Annotated in this window: 15 protein-coding genes and 1 tRNA gene; 8 read left to right on the forward strand and 8 right to left on the reverse strand. The window is 65.0% G+C overall.

Annotated features, from left to right (window positions below):
- Positions 1-3: 3 nt before the first annotated feature.
- The 3 genes from VIF40_RS14220 (at position 4) to VIF40_RS14230 (ending at position 5,100) form a co-directional block, all read left to right on the forward strand.
- Entirely contained in the window at positions 4-2,439 is a 2,436-nt protein-coding gene (locus VIF40_RS14220; RefSeq protein WP_331938166.1) for a penicillin acylase family protein, read from the forward strand.
- A gap of 119 nt (positions 2,440-2,558) precedes the next feature.
- A complete protein-coding gene (locus VIF40_RS14225; RefSeq protein WP_331938167.1) occupies positions 2,559-3,764 on the forward strand; it encodes a sulfotransferase in 1,206 nt (401 codons plus the stop codon).
- A 148-nt stretch (positions 3,765-3,912) separates the two neighbouring features.
- Positions 3,913-5,100 (forward strand): IS481 family transposase, encoded by a 1,188-nt coding sequence (locus VIF40_RS14230; protein WP_331938168.1) that lies wholly within the window; start codon positions 3,913-3,915, stop codon positions 5,098-5,100.
- Positions 5,101-5,144: 44 nt separating this feature from the next.
- Here the strand turns inward: VIF40_RS14230 and VIF40_RS14235 are convergent.
- The 4 genes from VIF40_RS14235 to sppA form a co-directional block, all read right to left on the reverse strand.
- Positions 5,145-5,220: transfer RNA gene (locus VIF40_RS14235), tRNA-Thr, on the reverse strand.
- 206 nt (positions 5,221-5,426) lie between these two features.
- Complete coding sequence (locus VIF40_RS14240) at positions 5,427-5,789, reverse strand: LapA family protein (protein ID WP_331938169.1); 363 nt, start codon at positions 5,787-5,789, stop codon at positions 5,427-5,429.
- 47 nt (positions 5,790-5,836) lie between these two features.
- Positions 5,837-6,124 (reverse strand): integration host factor subunit beta, encoded by a 288-nt coding sequence (ihfB, locus tag VIF40_RS14245; protein ID WP_331938170.1) that lies wholly within the window; start codon positions 6,122-6,124, stop codon positions 5,837-5,839.
- A 42-nt stretch (positions 6,125-6,166) separates the two neighbouring features.
- The gene (gene sppA, locus VIF40_RS14250; protein WP_331938171.1) at positions 6,167-7,141 is read right to left on the reverse strand and encodes a signal peptide peptidase SppA; all 975 of its coding nucleotides are present in this window, start codon (positions 7,139-7,141) and stop codon (positions 6,167-6,169) included.
- Positions 7,142-7,325: 184 nt separating this feature from the next.
- Between sppA and VIF40_RS14255 the strand changes: the two genes are divergently transcribed.
- Complete coding sequence (locus VIF40_RS14255) at positions 7,326-7,907, forward strand: hypothetical protein (protein WP_331938172.1); 582 nt, start codon at positions 7,326-7,328, stop codon at positions 7,905-7,907.
- Positions 7,908-7,978: 71 nt separating this feature from the next.
- Here the strand turns inward: VIF40_RS14255 and VIF40_RS14260 are convergent, their stop codons facing one another.
- The gene (locus VIF40_RS14260; protein ID WP_331938173.1) at positions 7,979-8,821 is read right to left on the reverse strand and encodes a folate-binding protein; all 843 of its coding nucleotides are present in this window, start codon (positions 8,819-8,821) and stop codon (positions 7,979-7,981) included.
- Between the two features lie 167 nt (positions 8,822-8,988).
- Between VIF40_RS14260 and VIF40_RS14265 the strand changes: the two genes are divergently transcribed.
- A complete protein-coding gene (locus VIF40_RS14265) occupies positions 8,989-10,314 on the forward strand; it encodes a dihydroorotase (RefSeq protein WP_331938174.1) in 1,326 nt (441 codons plus the stop codon).
- A 10-nt stretch (positions 10,315-10,324) separates the two neighbouring features.
- Here the strand turns inward: VIF40_RS14265 and VIF40_RS14270 are convergent, their stop codons facing one another.
- Entirely contained in the window at positions 10,325-10,984 is a 660-nt protein-coding gene (locus tag VIF40_RS14270) for an O-methyltransferase (RefSeq protein WP_331938175.1), read from the reverse strand.
- Positions 10,985-11,109: 125 nt separating this feature from the next.
- On the opposite strand from VIF40_RS14270, the gene VIF40_RS14275 reads away from it, so the two are divergent.
- Together VIF40_RS14275 and VIF40_RS14280 are read left to right on the forward strand one after the other, a co-directional pair.
- Entirely contained in the window at positions 11,110-12,015 is a 906-nt protein-coding gene (locus VIF40_RS14275; protein ID WP_331938176.1) for a LysR family transcriptional regulator, read from the forward strand.
- A gap of 32 nt (positions 12,016-12,047) precedes the next feature.
- Positions 12,048-12,680 (forward strand): FMN-binding negative transcriptional regulator, encoded by a 633-nt coding sequence (locus VIF40_RS14280; RefSeq protein WP_331938177.1) that lies wholly within the window; start codon positions 12,048-12,050, stop codon positions 12,678-12,680.
- A 4-nt stretch (positions 12,681-12,684) separates the two neighbouring features.
- On the opposite strand, the gene VIF40_RS14285 is transcribed toward VIF40_RS14280, so the two are convergent.
- Complete coding sequence (locus VIF40_RS14285) at positions 12,685-13,860, reverse strand: lytic murein transglycosylase (RefSeq protein ID WP_331938178.1); 1,176 nt, start codon at positions 13,858-13,860, stop codon at positions 12,685-12,687.
- A gap of 166 nt (positions 13,861-14,026) precedes the next feature.
- On the opposite strand from VIF40_RS14285, the gene VIF40_RS14290 reads away from it, so the two are divergent.
- Entirely contained in the window at positions 14,027-14,497 is a 471-nt protein-coding gene (locus tag VIF40_RS14290) for a hypothetical protein (RefSeq protein ID WP_331938179.1), read from the forward strand.
- A 253-nt stretch (positions 14,498-14,750) separates the two neighbouring features.
- Here VIF40_RS14290 and dxs read toward each other — a convergent pair whose 3' ends face one another.
- The gene (gene dxs / locus VIF40_RS14295) at positions 14,751-16,679 is read right to left on the reverse strand and encodes a 1-deoxy-D-xylulose-5-phosphate synthase (RefSeq protein WP_331938180.1); all 1,929 of its coding nucleotides are present in this window, start codon (positions 16,677-16,679) and stop codon (positions 14,751-14,753) included.
- Positions 16,680-17,076: the final 397 nt, after the last annotated feature.

The following is a 17,076-nucleotide window of genomic DNA, read 5'->3' on the forward strand; positions in this document are numbered from 1 at the left end:
AAAATGTGTGGAAGCGATCTGTCGGGCGAGGAGAATGTCGCTATGTCGAAGTCTGGATTTCTGCGTTGGACGGCGATCGGCGTCGTCACGCTCGGCGTGACGGCAGGAATCATCGTCGCCGGGATCGTTCGATTGTCCTTGCCGGAAGAGGATGGCTCGCGTGTTCTTCCAGGCCTCTCGGCGAGCGTCGAGATCGAATTCGACGCGCATCATATTCCGAAGATTCGGGCCGAGAACCGAAGAGACGCTTATGAAGCGCTGGGCTATGCGACAGCGCGAGATCGACTGTTTCAGATGGATCTGAGCCGTAGAGCGGCGTCCGGTCGGCTGGCGGAAGTCTTCGGCCGAGAGGCCGTGACGATGGATATGCGCGCGCGAACGTCGGGTTTCGATCGTGTGGCTTCCAGGGTTGTCGAAGCAATGTCTCTCGAGCAGCGCGACGTGCTCGTCGCCTATAGCGCGGGCGTGAACAAAGCCGTGAGCGAGATGCGAATGCTTCCGGTCGAGTTCATCTATTTCGGCTATCGGCCCGAGCCATGGCGTCCGGAAGACAGCGCTCTCGTTTTGCTGGGATTGTCGGCGAAGACGTCGGATAGCGCGATGCAGGAGCGAATGGCGAGCGTCATGCGACGCGCATTGCCGGAGACGGTGCTCGCGTTTCTCAGCCCGAGCGGCAATTGCTACAATGAGAGGCTCGCGCCACGCGGTCCGTTGCATTGCGCGATGGATGCGCCCGCGCCATTCGACGAGATCGCGGAGCTGCTTCGGCTCGTGGACAAGAAGAAGACTTCGGGTCTCGTCGCCGAGCCGGAATTGCTGCAGGGCTCCAACGCCTGGGTCGTGGGCGGACGTAAGACCGGCGACGGGCGCGCGATCATGGCCAATGACATGCATCTCGGCCTATCGGCGCCGGGGATTTTTTATCGGGCGGAGCTGAATTACGGCGGCGTGCGTCTCGGCGGCCTCACGGTTCCCGGCGCGCCTCTTGTCGTGACGGGTAGCAATGGCTCGGTGGCTTGGGGGTTCACGAGCGTCGCGGGAGATTTCATCGATCTCGTTCGCATCGAGCCCACGGCGGATCCCGACAAATATCGCGGTCCCGAAGGCGCATTGCCCTTTGTCACGCGGAACGAGACGATCGAGATTCGCGGCGGCAAGGCGCGTGAGCTCGCCATTCGAGAAACGATCTGGGGCCCGGTGTCATCCGAGAAGCTTCTCGATGACGAGGTCGCGATCCGTTGGACGATCCTCGATCCTGCCGCGACGAATTTCGAGCTCATGAACATTGATCGGGTCGGCGACGTGCGCGAGGCGACGTCATTGTTTCATCGCGCCGGCGGCCCGCCGCTGAACGTGCTGCTCGCCGATCGCGCTGGAAGCATCGCCTGGACGATGATGGGCAAGCTGCCGAAGCGTTTCGGATTCGATGGTCGATACAGCGAGAGTTGGGCCGAAAGCGATAAGGGATGGCGCGGTTTTTTTGCCGCGGAGGAGGTTCCGAGCATCGTCGATCCGCCGAGCGGCTTTCTCGTCAACGCCAACAACAGAATGCCGGGCGTCGCTGCGTTCGCGCCGGACATCGGACATGACTATTACGGGGGCTACCGGGCATGGAGAGTGAGCGAATTATTGCGCGAGCGAACGCGCGTCGCAGAGAGCGACATGCTCGCGTTGCAGCTCGATACGGTGACGGAGTTCTACCGCTATTACCAAGCGCTGGCCCTGCGCGTTTTGGCGTCGCGATCGGGCGATAATCCTCGCCTGGCGGATATTCGGCGTTCCATGGAGGGCTGGGATGGGAAGGCGGAAAGCGAGTCCGTCGGCCTTCCTCTGCTCGTCGAGTTTCGCAGGGAGCTGGTCGACGCGGTGATCTCGCCGATCATGACACGATGCCGGGAATTGGATTCTTCGTTTCGTTATGGATGGAGCGGCGTCGATGTGCCCTTGCAGCGCATCATAGACTCTGATCGCGACGATCTCCTACCCGATCGCGCCTATCGGGATTGGCCGTCCTTCATCACCGCAATATTGGAAACGAGCGCGCAGCGTCTCGCCAAAAAGGCGGGAGCAGCGTCGATCGACGGCTTGACCTGGGGCAAGCTGAGCAAGGTCAGAGTGGCTCATCCATTGCTCGGTGGGCTTCCGGTCATCGGGCAATTCTTCAACATGCCTGTCGAGCCGCAGCGGGGCTGTGTGGAATGTGTGCGATACGCCGCGTCGCGTTCCGGCGCCAGCGCGCGCATGGTGGTCGCGCCGGATCATGAAAAGGACGGGATTCTGGAATTGCCGGCCGGCCAATCGGGCCAGGTCGGCTCGCCCTATTACGGCGATCAAGAGGCGAGCTGGGTCGCCGGTCTTCCAGCGGCGTTTCTCGCGGGGGAAAGCGTGCGCAAATTGACGCTGCTGCCGGACCACGCTCCCGTGTCGGCGCAAAGGTGAGACAGGCTCGAAGGCGTTGGTCCGGGTAGCGACGAACGCCCGCTCGACCGTCACGCTCTTCTGCCACTCATCCATTTTGCGCCGGAACCATCGGCACCATTGATTGGGACACCGAGACGATGCCTCTGCACGATGACAAAAGCGAGCCGATATTCATTTTGTCTTGTGAGCGATCCGGCTCGACGCTGCTTCGCGTCATTGTCGATACGCATCCGGACATTGCGTGTCCGGCGCAATTGTCCCTCGGTCCGACATGCGCGAATTTGTATAATGCGATCTATTATTCGATCGGACAACGATTGTCTGTCTCGGAGAGCGAGCGGATCGCTCGCGTCTTGCGAGAGGTGCGGGACATCGTCGGAACTTTGATGTCGCGCTATGCGTCCAGCCGCGACAAGCGGATATGGTGCGAAAAAACCACGCTGAACGTGGATTACCTCAAAATATTGTCGGACGTGTTCCCGAACGCCCGATATTTATGCCTCTACCGCAATTGCATGGATGTCGTTCAATCATGTCTCAAATTCAGCGCGCTCGGCTTCATGGAGGAGCTCGCGCCCTATGTGCGCGACGATCCGAGAAATCTGGCGGCGGCGATGGCCGAAAGCTGGTTGGATAAAAACACGAAAATATTGGATTTCGAAACGCGGCATCCAGGCCGCTGCTTGCGGGTCTCCTATCAAAATCTGACGCTCGATCCGCAGACGACCATTCCGGCCATTTTCCGGTTTTTGGGCGTTTCCTGGGACGACGGCATTTTGGAGACGATATTTTCCGCCGAGCATGATCGCGGCGAGGGCGATCTCAAAGTCCATTTTTCGAAGGAGATCAGTCGCGATTCGGTCGGCAAAGGCCGTTCTATTCCGTCGAAGGCGATTCCCAAGCACTTGCAGGCCCGCATCAATGTCATGAACGATTGTCTGGGCTTCGACTCGCTCGAGACGTTCTACAAAAATCCGCATGGCGATCGATCGGCGACGACGCGGTCGGAGGGGCTGGATCTCGACGCGTTTTTTCGGTCGCAGGCGCCGAACATCATTTCGGAGCGACGGCCCAAGGTCGGCAATCTACGCGGCGTCTGTCATATCGTCGTGGAAGGGGAGCGGGGCGGCGCTTGGACGATCGATTTGTCGGGCGTCGACAGCGTGATCCGCAAAGAGAAAAGTGGCTTGTCGGCCGATTGCACGATCGCCATCGCTCATGCGGCGTTTTGTGAATTGGTCGAGAGGAGCGTTTCGGTCGGCGAAATCTATGAGAGCGGCCAAGCGAGCGTGCGTGGCTCGGAGCATTTGGCTCTGCAATTCGCGATTTTGCTGTTCGGCTGATCGCCCACGCGCGATCTGCGCAGTGGCTCGGCCCTGTCTCCTATGTCCGCGGTCCGGACAAGAGTGAGCGACCTGAGACATGGGTGACAGTTTGTTCCGGACACATGGGTGACATCTCCCGCCAGGCTAGCCTGGCGGGAGATGTCGAATGCCCTGGAAGGAGTGTTCGGTTATGGAAGAGCGTCTTCGGTTCGTCGCGCGTCTGCTCGACGGCGAGGCGATGAGCGACGTGTGCCGGGAGTTCGGCATCTCGCGCAAAACGGGATATAAAATCTTCGATCGCTACAAGGAGCATGGCCTCGAGGCGCTGTCCGACCGCTCGCGGCGGCCGGTGCGCTACGCCAACCAGCTGCCCGAGCAGATCGAAGGCCTCATCCTGCGCTGCAAGCACGAAAAGCCCCATTGGGGCGCGCGCAAAATCCGCGAGCTGCTGCTGCGCAAGCTCGACGGCGATTTCCGCGTCCCCGCCAACAGCACGATCCATGCGGTCTTGTGCCGGCACGGCCTCGTCAAGGCGCTCGGACGCCGTCGCCCGCGCGCGCAGGGCACGCAGCTCTCGCAAGGTCTTGCTCCGAATGATCTGTGGTGCGTGGATTTCAAGGGCGAGTTCAAGCTCGGCTCCGGACGCTACTGTTATCCGCTCACCGTCACCGATCACGCCTCGCGCTTCCTGCTGCTCTGCGAGGCGCTCGAATCGACCAGAGAGGACCCGGCGATCACCGCCTTCGGCAGGCTGTTCCGCGAGCGCGGCTTGCCTGGCGCCATCCGCTCCGACAATGGCGTTCCTTTCGCCAGTCCCAATGGTCTCTTCGGCCTCTCCAAGCTCTCCGTCTGGTGGCTGCGGCTCGGCGTCGAGATCGAGCGCATCAAGCCCGGCCATCCCCAGCAGAACGGCCGCCATGAGCGCGTGCACCTCACCTTGAAGAAGGAGGCGACCCGTCCGCCCGGATCGAATAGCTTGCAACAGCAAGCCCGCTTCGACGAGTTCATCAAAGAATTCAACGAGGAAAGACCACATGAGGCGCTCGCCATGAAGCGCCCGGCCGATGTCTATCGACCTTCCGCCAAGCCCTATGACGGGAGATTGCCGGAACTCGTCTATCCGCTCCACGACCGCGACGTGCTGGTCACCGCCTGCGGACGCATCTGCATGTATCGAAAGCGCATCAACATCTCGACCGTGCTCGCCGGTCAGCGTCTCGGAATCAAGGAGGTCGACGAAGGAATTTGGCTCGTCAGCTTCATGAGCTACGATCTCGGCTTCATCGATCTGGAGCAGAAGACTTTGCAGCCCCTCGACAACCCGTTCGGCCCGAGGTTGTCACCCATGTCTTAGGAACGGACTGTCACCTATGTCCGCGGTCCGGACAAGAGAAGGTGTGGTGCCGCTTGAGGGATTCGAACCCCCGACCCCCTCATTACGAATGAGGTGCTCTACCAGCTGAGCTAAAGCGGCATGCTCTTTCGGGCTCGCGCCCCACCAATCCCTCGCTCGCCTGCGCCAGCCTTTCGGTGCAGCGTCGCTTTCAGCGGCTGAAACCGCCGATTGCGACGATACGCTCCACCGGCCGAGCTGGCGGCGAGGACGCAGGCTCGAGGGCCGGCGTCGAGGCGTTCCTCTTAGCGGCGCCGAAAGGGTTTTTCAAGCGCGATGGACCTGTTTCATCCCATGTCGTTGCGCAAAGAGCGGCTCGACGATCCCGGAGCCGGCGAAAGGCTCGCCAGCGCCTGGCTGCGCAACTGGTCGGCCTCGGAGCGCGCCTTCTTGGCGTCGGCGCGCGCGACCTTGGCGGCCCGGCGATAGCGGCCATGCGCCACCCAGGACGACAAGCCGCCCGCGACCACGCCCAGCGCGATCGCCGCCAGCACCACCAGATAGAGCGGCGTCTCGAATGACGGACCGCTTTCGCCGGCCCCCGGAAACGGGTCGAGAAAAATCTTCACCGGCCCTCGATTGGCCACGGCGAAATATAGGAACGCGAGCCCCAGCGGAACAAAGACGAGGATGCGCAGAACCGATCTCATGTCACCTTCCCAATTCCGCCCCACCTGGTCCGCGGCCTCACGCCGGGTCAGCCGCCGGCGTCGTTCAGCCGCTCGCGCATTTCCTTGCCCGTCTTGAAGAAGGGCACGGATTTCTCGTCGACCGACACTTGCTCGCCGGTGCGCGGATTGCGGCCCGTGCGCGCCTCTCGACGCTTCACGGAGAAGGCGCCGAAGCCGCGCAGCTCGACCCGGTCGCCGCGCGCGAGCGCGAGCGTGATCTCGTCGAGGATCGTGCTGACGATCGTCTCGACGTCGCGCTGATAGAGATGCCCGTTGCGGGCGGCTATTCTTTGAATGAGTTCGGATTTGATCATGCGACGTTCCAGTTCTGCCGACGTGACCGCATCGATCGGAGCCTAATCGGGCGTGGGAGCGTGCCAAATCGCGACCATACCGTCAAGCAGCCCCTGCTGAGCGACGACGCCGGCGCGCTCCAACGCGTCGGCGAGCGCCGAAAGACCCAGCGTTCGCGCCATGGAGGCGATCGAATCGAGCAGGCCGAGCTTCTCCAGCGTGCTCTTCTCTTTCCAGTCGCGCACCGGCAGCTTTTTGGCGACGCCCTTATTGGTCTCCAGCCATTCGATCGCCTCGCGCTCGCCGCCGAGCTGGTCGACGAGCTTCAGCGGCACGCCCTGGCGTCCGGTGAAGACGCGGCCGTCGACCACTTTGGCGAGCTCCTCGTCGTCCAGCTTGCGGCGATCCTTCACCAGCTTCTTGAACCAGTCGTAGGAGTCGGCGACCAGCGCGGCGATCGCCTCGCGCGCGGCGTCGCTCGTCGGCTCGAGGCCATTGGGCGCGGCCTTCAGCGGGGAGGATTTCACCTCCTCCACCTTCACGCCCACCGTGTCGAGAAGCCGGGAGACATTGGGAAACTGAAACAGCACGCCGATCGAGCCGACGAGCGAATTGCCCTGAGCGAAAATCTCGTCGGAGGCGATGGCGGCGATATAGGCGCCGGAGGCCGCGATCGTGCCGACGACGGCGACCATGGGCTTCTTCTCGGCGAGGCGGCGCAGCTCGTCATGCAGCTTCTCGGAGCCGGTCGTGGTGCCGCCGGGGCTGTCGATCGTCAGCAGCACGGCGCTCGCATGTGATTCGCCGATCGATTTGATGAGGTCGAGCGTGGCCTTGTCGCCGGTGATGATGCCGCCGATCGAGAGGCGGGCGATATGGGGGGAGAGCTTGGCCGCCGGGCCGGGCCCGCCCTCGCCGAATCGCGCAAATGCGGCCAGGCCGGCGAGACCGACCGCGATGACGGCCAGAATGCGCCAATAGCCGAGCTTGCGGCGAAGGCGGCGACGGTCGATCAAATATTCATTGGGGAGCGACATGCCGGGACTCGGGCTCGACGGGGGAGGGCAAAGGGCGCGACGGGCGCGACATTAGCCTGTTTCGCGTCCGGAGGGAATCGGCCGGCGCCCGCTTCGCCCGAGCAGGCGCGGCGGCTCTATGGTTCGAATTGCAAAGTCGCATAAAAAATTGCAGTTTCGCCGTAGATCGGAAGCCTCGGGGAGTATGGAGAAATTGGTCGCGTCTCGCCTTTGTCTCGTCGCCACGCTCGCCCTTGTCGGCGCTGCTCTTTCCGCCCCGGCCGCGCGGGCGGCCGGCTGGCATTATTATGATCCCGAGTGCCCCGTCGCGCTCGGCTCTGACAAGGCGATGAAATTCGTCGCCATGCAGCCCAAGAAAAACATCGATCGGGTCTGCGACGTGCTCGCGGACACGGGCGCGACCGTCATTGCGCTCGACGCGCCGGACGCGGATCTGCGCGAGATGAACTGGGATATTCGCGTCGTCCGCGATATCGAGGGCGCCGGCGAGCCGGCGGAGGCCGACACGATTTTACGCTTGCCGTTGCAGAAGTTTCGCAACGGCATGGTGAATTTCGACGTCAATATTCAGACGGCCGGCAAATATGCGCTCTACGCCCGGCTGTCGAGCGACGATGGCGCGAAGGAGCTCGTCGGCCGCCACCATTTCACCGTGGGGCTCATCGACAATACCGAGCTCTACGCTTACGTCTTCTTCGGCCTGCTGGTCGCAGGCGTCGGCGGGCGCTTCGGCTATGTCGCGCTCAAAAAGCGGCAGGCGGCCTGATATCCGCCGTCGCCCTATCGGGAATCGTCGATTCCCGATAGGGGGCGCCGCTCACCCCTCGACGACAGCGCTCACCCCTCGACGACAGTGAATTCCAACGGCACGCCGCCGGCGAGCGGGGTCGCCCCGCCGGCCTTGGCGTCGGCCAGCCTGTCGAGACGAATCAGCGCCAGACCGTCGCCGCCCACGGCCGAGCCGGTGACGCCGATCTCCACCTCGCCGGCCCTGATCGTCGTGCCCGGCGCCGGAGCCGCGCCTTCCGCGTGGAAAGTGGCGACGCGCTTCCTCACCGGGCCGCGATGCTTCATGCGCGAGACCACCTCCTGGCCGAGGAAGCAGCCCTTTTTGAAATCGACCCCGGCGAGACGGTCCATATTGGCCTCATGCGGGAAGGCGTCGCCATAGACGAAATCGACGCCGCCCTCGGGCGCGGCTGCCGCGATGCGCTTGGCGTCATAGGCGGCGCGCGGCGCTGTGGCGAGGGTCGCGGCGATTTCCCGCGTGACCAGGCCGCGCCAGCCGAGGCTCTCCGCGCGGGGGTCTACGGCCAGAGCGATGGCGTCGAGCGCGGGCTTGGCGGTCGCCTCCGCGAAGACGACGCTCGCATAATCGGCGCTGCGGTCGGTCAGCGTCACCGCGGCGCGCAGCTTGTAGAATTTCAGCCGGTCGAGCAGCGTCTCGATCATGGCGGAGGCGCAGTCCAGCAGCAGGACCAATCCGTCCTCTCCGGCTTTCGCGAAGATGAAGAAATCGACGTTGATCTTGCCTTGCGGCGTGAGCAGCGCGGCAAAGCGCAGATCGCCGGCGGCGATCGACTTCACATCCTGGGTGAGGATGCCGTGCAGGAATTTGGCGGCGTCGGTACCCGCGACCTCGACGACGCCCCGGTCCGAGAGAAGTGTGGCGCTGGTCATTGTCCGATGTGCTCCAATGAGGTCGGCGAACCGACAGGCGTCTCTCGCCGTCGCGCGAGCGGGTTCCGGCCCGCTCCAATGTGCGCTAGATCGTCTCGAGAGGGCGACGCCCTGTTCGCGTCGAAACTTTCACAGTCCCGGTGACACTTGCAAGCGAGGCGCCAGCCATGCCCAAGACATATGACATGATTCTCGCCGGCGGGACGCTCGTCAATCAGGATGGCGTCGCTCCGCGCGACATCGGGCTCCGCGACGGCAGAATCGCCGAGATCGGCGATCTCTCGCAGGCCGCGGCCGGCGAGCGGATCGATTGCTCTGGCCTTCATATATTGCCGGGCGTCATCGACACGCAGGTGCATTTTCGCGAGCCCGGCCCGACGCATAAGGAAGATTTGGAGAGCGGGACCCGCGCCGCCGTGCTCGGCGGCGTCGTGGCGGTGTTCGAAATGCCCAACACCAAGCCGCTGACCACCGGCCCCGCCGAGCTCGCCGACAAAATGGCGCGCGCCTCGGGCCGCGCCCATTGCGATTTCGCCTTCTGGGTCGGCGGCACGCATGAGAACGCCGAGGACATACCCGAGCTCGAGCGCCTGCCCGGCGCGGCGGGCATAAAAGTGTTCATGGGCTCGTCCACCGGCTCGCTGCTGGTCGCCGACGACGCCGGCGTCGGCGCGATTCTCTCCAAGACGCGCCGCCGCGCCGCCTTCCATAGCGAGGACGAATATCGGCTCGAGGAGCGCAAATCCTTGCGCGTTCGCGGCGATCCGTCCTCGCATCCGGTGTGGCGCGACGAGATCACCGCTCTGCGCTCCACCGAGCGGCTGCTGCGCATCGCCCGTGAGAAGGGCGCGCTGGTCCATGTGCTGCATATATCGACGATGGAGGAGATCGAGCTTCTCGCCCATCACAAGGATATAGCGAGCGTCGAGGCGACGCCGCATCATCTCACTCTGACGTCGGAGGATTATCTGCGGCTCGGCGCGCTCGTGCAGATGAACCCGCCGGTGCGCGACGCGCGTCATCGCGAGGGGATATGGCGGGGCGTCGCGCAGGGGATCGTCGATGTGCTCGGCTCCGACCATGCGCCGCACACGCTCGAGGAAAAGGCCAAGCCCTATCCGGAGAGCCCGTCGGGCATGACCGGCGTGCAGACTCTGGTTCCGCTGATGCTGGACCATGTGAGCGCGGGCCGGCTGACTTTGCAGCGCTTCGTCGATCTCACCAGCGCCGGTCCGGCGCGGCTGTTCGGCCTCGCCGGCAAAGGCCGCGTCGCCGTGGGCTATGACGCCGATCTGACCGTCGTCGATCTGAAGCGTCGCGAGACGATCCGCAATTCATGGATCGCCTCGCGCTGCGGCTGGACGCCCTATGACGGCGTGGAGGTGACGGGCTGGCCCATCGGCACGATCATTCGCGGCGCCCGGGTGATGTGGGAGGGCGAGCTGCTGGCGCCCTCGCGAGGCGCGCCGATCCGGTTTCAGCAGGCGCTGTGACGGGCGCGTCTCAACCTCGGATCGACAGCTCCAGTCCGTCGTCGAGCGGAATTTCGCTGGAGGAATAGCCGTTGGCGGGGTCGCGCACATAGGCGACATAGGGCTCGAGCATCTCCGGCATGATGTTCAGATCGTCGGCGACGACGAGCGCTCCGGACGAAAGCGCCGGTTCGAGTCCGCGCAGCATGGGCAGATAGAGCGCCTTCCATCCATCGAGCAGCAGGACGTCGATGCCTTCAACGCCGACCAATGTCGCGAAAGCGTCGCCCTGGCGCAGCTCGACCCATTCGGCGAGACCCGCTTCGCGCAAATGCTCGACGGCGCGCGAGGCCTTTTCCGCGTTCAGCTCGGTGGCGATCAGCCGTCCCTGGCCATTGTCCGCGAGAGCGGCGGCGATATGGATCGCCGACAATCCGAACGATGTCCCGAACTCCACGACCAGCTTCGGTCGGCGCAGTCGCACGAGCTGATAGAGCAGCCGTCCGACTTCCGGCGCGACGCCGATATAGGCGTCGTCGAGCAGGCCGGCGACGATGCGATCGTCGTATGGCGTTCCGCTTTTCTCGAATTGGGCGCGCACCAGCGGCAGCACGTCGCCGTCGCGACGTTCCGCCTCGCGATACAAGCGGTCGAGCGTCGCGGCCACCGTGGTCGAATGCAGGGTAATCATCGATCGATCCTCGTTTGGAATTACGATGACGGCAGCATAGGCGGGGGCAGGGCCGGTCGGCGTTGCGGAGTCGTTCGGTCATTCTTGCGTCCCACGCAATCCAAAGCCTGCTAGTTTTGCAATCCATGCAACCGATGGATCTCAATCTTCTCGTCGCCCTCGAGGCCTTGCTCGCCGAAGGCGGCGTGACCGGCGCCGCAGCGCGCCTCAACAAGAGCGTTCCGGCCATGAGCCGCACATTGGATCGGCTGCGCAAGGCGCTGGACGATCCGCTGTTCGTGCGGGCGGGCCGCGACTTCGTGCCCACGACTCGCGCCCTCGCGTTGCGGCCGAGGCTCGGCTCGCTCATCGCCGAAGCCGAAGCGATGCTGAGGCCGGAGGCTTTCGATCCGTTGCGTCTCGAGCGCCGTTTCGTCATTCGCTGCGGCGACGATCTCGCCAGCGCGCTGGGGCCTCTTTTGTCGCGCAGTCTCGGGGAGGCGCCAGGCGTTTCGATCGTGCTGGCGCCGGAGGGCGAGGAGAGCGTCGCCGATCTGCGCGACGGCCGCGTCGACGTCGACATAGGCGCGCCGGGCGTTCTCGGCCCGGAGGCGCTGACGCAGACATTGCTGCGCGATCGCTTCGTCGGCGCGGGGCGCGCCGAGGCGGCGATCTTCGCCGGGCCGATCGACGCCGCGCGCTACGCTGCGGCCGAGCATGTCTCCGCTTCGCGTCGCGGCCTCGCGCGCGGACCCATCGACCGCGCGCTTTCCTCGCTCGGACTGGAGAGGCGCGTCAGGCTCATCGTCGCGAGCTCGGGCGCGGCTCTCGCGGCGGCGCGGTCGAGCGATCTCATCGCCTCCGTTCCGCGTCTCGTGGCGCGAGCCGCCGTCGCGCGCGGGATGGAGCTGCGGCTGTTCGATCTGCCGGTCACGACGCCCGAGCTGACGGTCGCGGCGAGTTGGCATCCGCGCCAGCACGCCGATCCGGCGCATCGCTGGCTGCGAGAGAGACTGCGTTTCGCCGTCGCCTCGCTCGGCTTCGAGGATTGATTCGCGCCGCCGCGCCGCATAGGCTCGCGACAATGTATCTTCCCGATCGTTTCCACGAGCAGGATTTCGAGACGATCGCCGCGCTGATCGAGGCGCGTCCGCTCGCCGCGCTCACGCGGCTCGTGAACGGCGCGATCGTCGCCGATCACATTCCCTTTCTTTTCGACGCCGAGGCCAATGCGCTGAGAGCGCATGTCGCGCGCGCCAATCCGCTGTGGCGGGATTTCGATTCCACGAGCGAGGCGCTGGCGATCTTCGCCGGCCTCGACCATTATGTGACGCCCTCCTGGTACGCGACGAAGCGCGAGACCGGAAAGGTCGTCCCCACCTGGAATTACGAGGCTGTCCATGTCTATGGCCGCCTGCGCGCGATCGAGGACGCGAATTGGATTCGCGCCCTGCTACGCGATTTGACGGCGCGTCGCGAGGCGGCGCGTCCCGCGCCCTGGGCGTTGGCGGATGCGCCGGCCGATTTCATCGATGCGCAGCTGAAAGCGGTCGTCGGGATCGAGCTGTCGATCACCCGGATCGAGGCCAAGCGCAAGCTCAGTCAGAATCGCAACGCCGCCGACCGCGCGGGCGTCGTCGATGGTCTGAAGGCCGAGGGCGGCGAGGCGGCCGAGCGAATGGCGAAGGCGATAGCGGCGCTCGACCCGAAGGCGTGACGCCTCAGCGCGCCCGCAGCGCCTCCAGCGTCTTCTTGCCCGCCCTGCCGTCGGGCTTCAGCCCGGCGCGACCCTGGAAATCGGCGAGGGCCTCCTTCGTCTTGGTTCCGATCACGCCGTCCGGCTCGCCGACCTCATAGCCGTGGCGGGAGAGCAGCGCCTGCATCTCGCGGCGTTCGGCGCGGGAGAGGCCGGGATCGTCGGTCGGCCAGGCCGTCTGTATGCCGGGGCGCCCGCGCAGCCGGTCCGACAGCACGGCGATCGCCAGCGCATAGGATTCGGCGGCGTTGTAGGAATAAATGGCGTCGAAGTTGCGCGTCACCAGGAAGGCCGGGCCGTTGCGCCCAGCCGGCAGCAGCAGCGCCGCCTGCCCATCGCCGAGCCCGCCGCCGTCGAGCCGCGTGATCCCGCGCGCCGCCCAAGCGGACATGGGCTGCCGGCTCGTCCGCCCGGAGGGGCCGCTGTAGCCGGCGGGCGCGTTCACCTCGAAGCCCCAGCGCTGCCCCGGCCGCCAGCCGGCCTTGCGCAGGAAATTCGCCGTGCTGCCGAGCGAATCGGCGGCCGAGCTGGCGATATTGCGCCGTCCGTCGCCATCGAGATCGACGGCCGTGCCCAGAAAGGTCGAGGGCATGAATTGCGTGTGGCCGAAGGCGCCGGCCCAGGAGCCCATGAACTCCTCGGGCGCTATGTCGCCGCTCTGCAAAATCTTCAGCGCGGCGATGAACTCGCCCTTGAAGTAATCATTGCGGCGCGGGGCCTCGCAGGCGAGCGTCGCCAGCGACTGCACCACGCTGCGCTTGCCGAAATTCTTGCCGAAATCCGATTCGACGCCCCACACCGCGACGACTGTGGCCGGATCGACGCCGAAGCGCTGCTCGGCCGCATGGAGCGCCGATGCGTGCTGCCGCATCATGGCGCGGCCCTCCTCGACGCGCTCCTCGTCGACGAGGCCGGCGAGATAATCCCAGATCGGCGTCTTGAACTCCGGCTGCTTGTCCATGAAGCCGACGGCGTCATTGGGCTCGAGCCCATTGGTCGCGCTGTCGATGACGCGCTGCGAGACGCCGGCGCCTGCGGCGGCATGACGCAGGCCGGAGAGGCAGGAAGAGAAATCGGCCCGCGCCGGCGCAGCGCAGAGCATGAGGGCGAGTATTGCCGGGAGCTTATGGTTGATCGTCATGACCGGATGCTATGCACGGATGGTTAGCGCAGGGTTTCCGCATTCGTCCGTTTCGGTTCATTTCGCCGCGGAGATCGGCTAATTTATGGCCCAAGCCCGCTTCGAGACGGGCGGCGAGGCGCCCGGCCCCGAAAACGGCCGACACAAGACAAAAAAGAGGAACCCCATGCTCAGAAGATTGCTCGCGCTGACGCTCGCCGTCGCGCCACTGACCATCGATCGCGCCGCCGCCATCTGCTGGTTCGGCTGCCCCGATCCGACCGAGGCCCATGCGCGCCAGATTTTCGATAATCTCCTGAAGCAGCGCTTCGACAAGCCCGCCAAAGTGCTCTCCTTCAAGCAGACGATGACCGAGCGGCTGGAGATGCACGCGACCGGCGAGAAGGGCTTCGAGCTCTTCTTCAACGCCTCGGTCGCCTTTCCGGAGGGCGCCAATCTCGAATGCAAGCCGGATGACGCCGGCAAATCTCCCGATGGCTGCTCGTCGAGCAAGCATTATGTGACCGCGCCGCGCAACAGCGATCCTAAGGGCAAGCAATTCGTGGCGCCGGGCGAGACGGTTGCTTTCGACGAGGAATATCGCTTCTACGCGGACGGCGACGGCTGGAAGGGCCCCGACGGCAACGTCTACAAATAAGTCGAAAAGCAGGGTAAATCCTTCTCCCGTTTACGGGAGAAGGTGGCCCCGCCAAAGGGCGTCCGAAAGGACGCCCGTCGCAAGCGCCGGGCTGATGGCGGGGTCGGATGAGGGCGCGTCCAGAAAGGGCGGGCAACTCATCATATCGGTCGCTTTTTTCGCAGCGAGATTTCGAGCGTCCTGAAGGACCCTCATCCGACTCTTGCTGCGCAAGGGCCGCCTTCTCCCACAAGTGGGAGAAGGAGAGCACGCGTCAGGCGATCATCGCCCGCGCGGCGCCGCGCTCGTCGCCGAGCGCCTCCAGAGCCTTGGCCACGATGGCGCGGGCGTCGAGGCCGGCGCGGGCGAGCATGATGTCCGGCTTGTCATGGTCGATATAGACGTCCGGCAGCGCCATCGCGCGGAATTTGAACGCGCCGCGCGCGCCGTCGAGCGCGCCATGCTCCGACAGAATCTGGAACGCCTGCGAGCCGAAGCCGCCGATCGAGCCTTCCTCGATCGTGATCAGCACCTCGTGATTGGCGGCGAGGCGCAGCAGCAGGTCGCGGTCGACCGGCTTGGCGAAGCGGGCGTCGGCGACCGTCGTCGAAATGCCGCGGCCGGTGAGCTCCTTGGCCGCCGTGAGCGCATCGGCGAGCCGCGTGCCCAGCGACAGGATCGCCACTTTCGAGCCTTCGCGAATGATGCGGCCGCGGCCGATCTCCAGAACCTCGCCGCGCTCCGGCAGCTCGACGCCGACGCCCTCGCCACGCGGAAAGCGGAAGGCGATCGGCCCTTCGTCGAAGGCGACCGAGGTCGCGACCATATGGACGAGCTCGGCCTCGTCCGCCGGCGCCATCATCACCATGCCGGGCAGACAGCCGAGATAGGCGAGGTCGAAAGCGCCCGCATGCGTCGGACCGTCGGCGCCGACGAGGCCGGCGCGGTCGATGGCGAAGCGCACCGGCAGATGCTGGATCGCGACATCATGGACCAGCTGGTCATAGCCACGCTGCAGGAAGGTGGAGTAGAGCGCGCAAAAGGGCTTGTAGCCCTCGCAGGCGAGGCCGGCGGCGAAGGTCACCGCGTGCTGCTCGGCGATGGCGACGTCGAACATGCGCTCCGGGAAGGTCTTCTCGAACAGATCGAGACCGGTGCCGGCCGGCATCGCCGCCGTGATGGCGACGACCTTGTCGTCGCGCTCGGCCTCCGCCACCAGGCTCTTGGCGAAGACGCTGGTGTAGGAGGGAGCGTTGGCCTTGGGCTTGTCCTGCGCGCCGGTCAGCACGTCGAAACGATTGACGCCGTGATAGCGATCCGCGGCGGCCTCGGCCGGGCCGTAGCCCTTGCCCTTTTGCGTCACCACATGGACCAGCACCGGGCCGTCGTCCTTGTCGCGCACATTGGTCAGCACGGGCAGCAGATGCTCGAGATTATGCCCGTCGATCGGCCCCACATAATAAAAGCCGAGCTCCTCGAACAAAGTGCCGCCGGTGATGAAGCTGCGGGAGAACTCCTCCGCCTTGCGGGCTTTGTCGTAGAGGAAATGCGGCAGATGGCGGGCGAGCTGCTTGGCCGTCTCGCGCAGCGTGCGGAAGGCGCCGCCGGAGACGAGCCGGGCGAGATAGGCCGACATGGCGCCGGTCGGCGGCGCGATCGACATGTCATTGTCGTTGAGGATGACGATGAGGCGCGAATCGAGCGCGCCGGCGTTGTTCATCGCCTCATAGGCCATGCCGGCGGAAATGGCGCTGTCGCCGATGACGGCGACGACATGATTGGAGCCGCCGGAGAGATCGCGCGCCACCGCCATGCCGAGGCCGGCCGAGATCGAGGTCGAGGAATGGCCGGCGCCGAAGGCGTCATAGTCGCTCTCGGCGCGCTTGGTGAAGCCGGCGAGCCCCTTGCCCTGGCGCAGCGTGCGAATGCGGTCGCGGCGGCCGGTCAGAATCTTGTGCGGATAGGTCTGATGGCCGACGTCCCAGACGATTTTGTCGTTCGGCGTATCGAAGACATAATGCAGGGCGACAGTGAGCTCGACGACGCCGAGCCCGGCCCCCAGATGCCCGCCGGTGACGGAGACGGCGTCTATGGTCTCGCGGCGCAATTCGTCGGCGAGCTGGCGGAGCTGGCTCGGCTGCAGCTTGCGCAGCTCCTGCGGCGTTTCGATCCGGTCGAGAAGGGGGGTCTTCGAAGTCGTCAAAGCGCCTACTCTGGTCTGGACGGGCCGAAAGGGACTCGACCGCAGGTGAACTCATATAGTGGGTCCGCCACATCCGGCAAATGCCGGACCTCGGCAGTGTCACTCTGGCACGGGAGGAAGCGCGCGCGCAACCGGGGACGAGCACGGGCTCTCTTCCGATCCCCTTGATCCCCAAATATTTATCTACTCTGTGACAAATTTCCCACAACGACATTCGGCGCGAAAGGGCGTCGGCCCTGGCCTCGCTCTTGAAACGCTCGCCGCAGGTCGCCGCGATTCGTCTCGCAATGGCGTGGGACCTGCGCGAAACTGACAAGCGACGAGGGGCGAATCATGGCCACCGCGCCATTTTGGATCAATAGGACGGCGTTTCTGGGAAGCCTTCCGGGCCCTTCGA

This window comes from Methylosinus sp. (assembly GCF_036560965.1).
Classification (GTDB): domain Bacteria; phylum Pseudomonadota; class Alphaproteobacteria; order Rhizobiales; family Beijerinckiaceae; genus Methylosinus.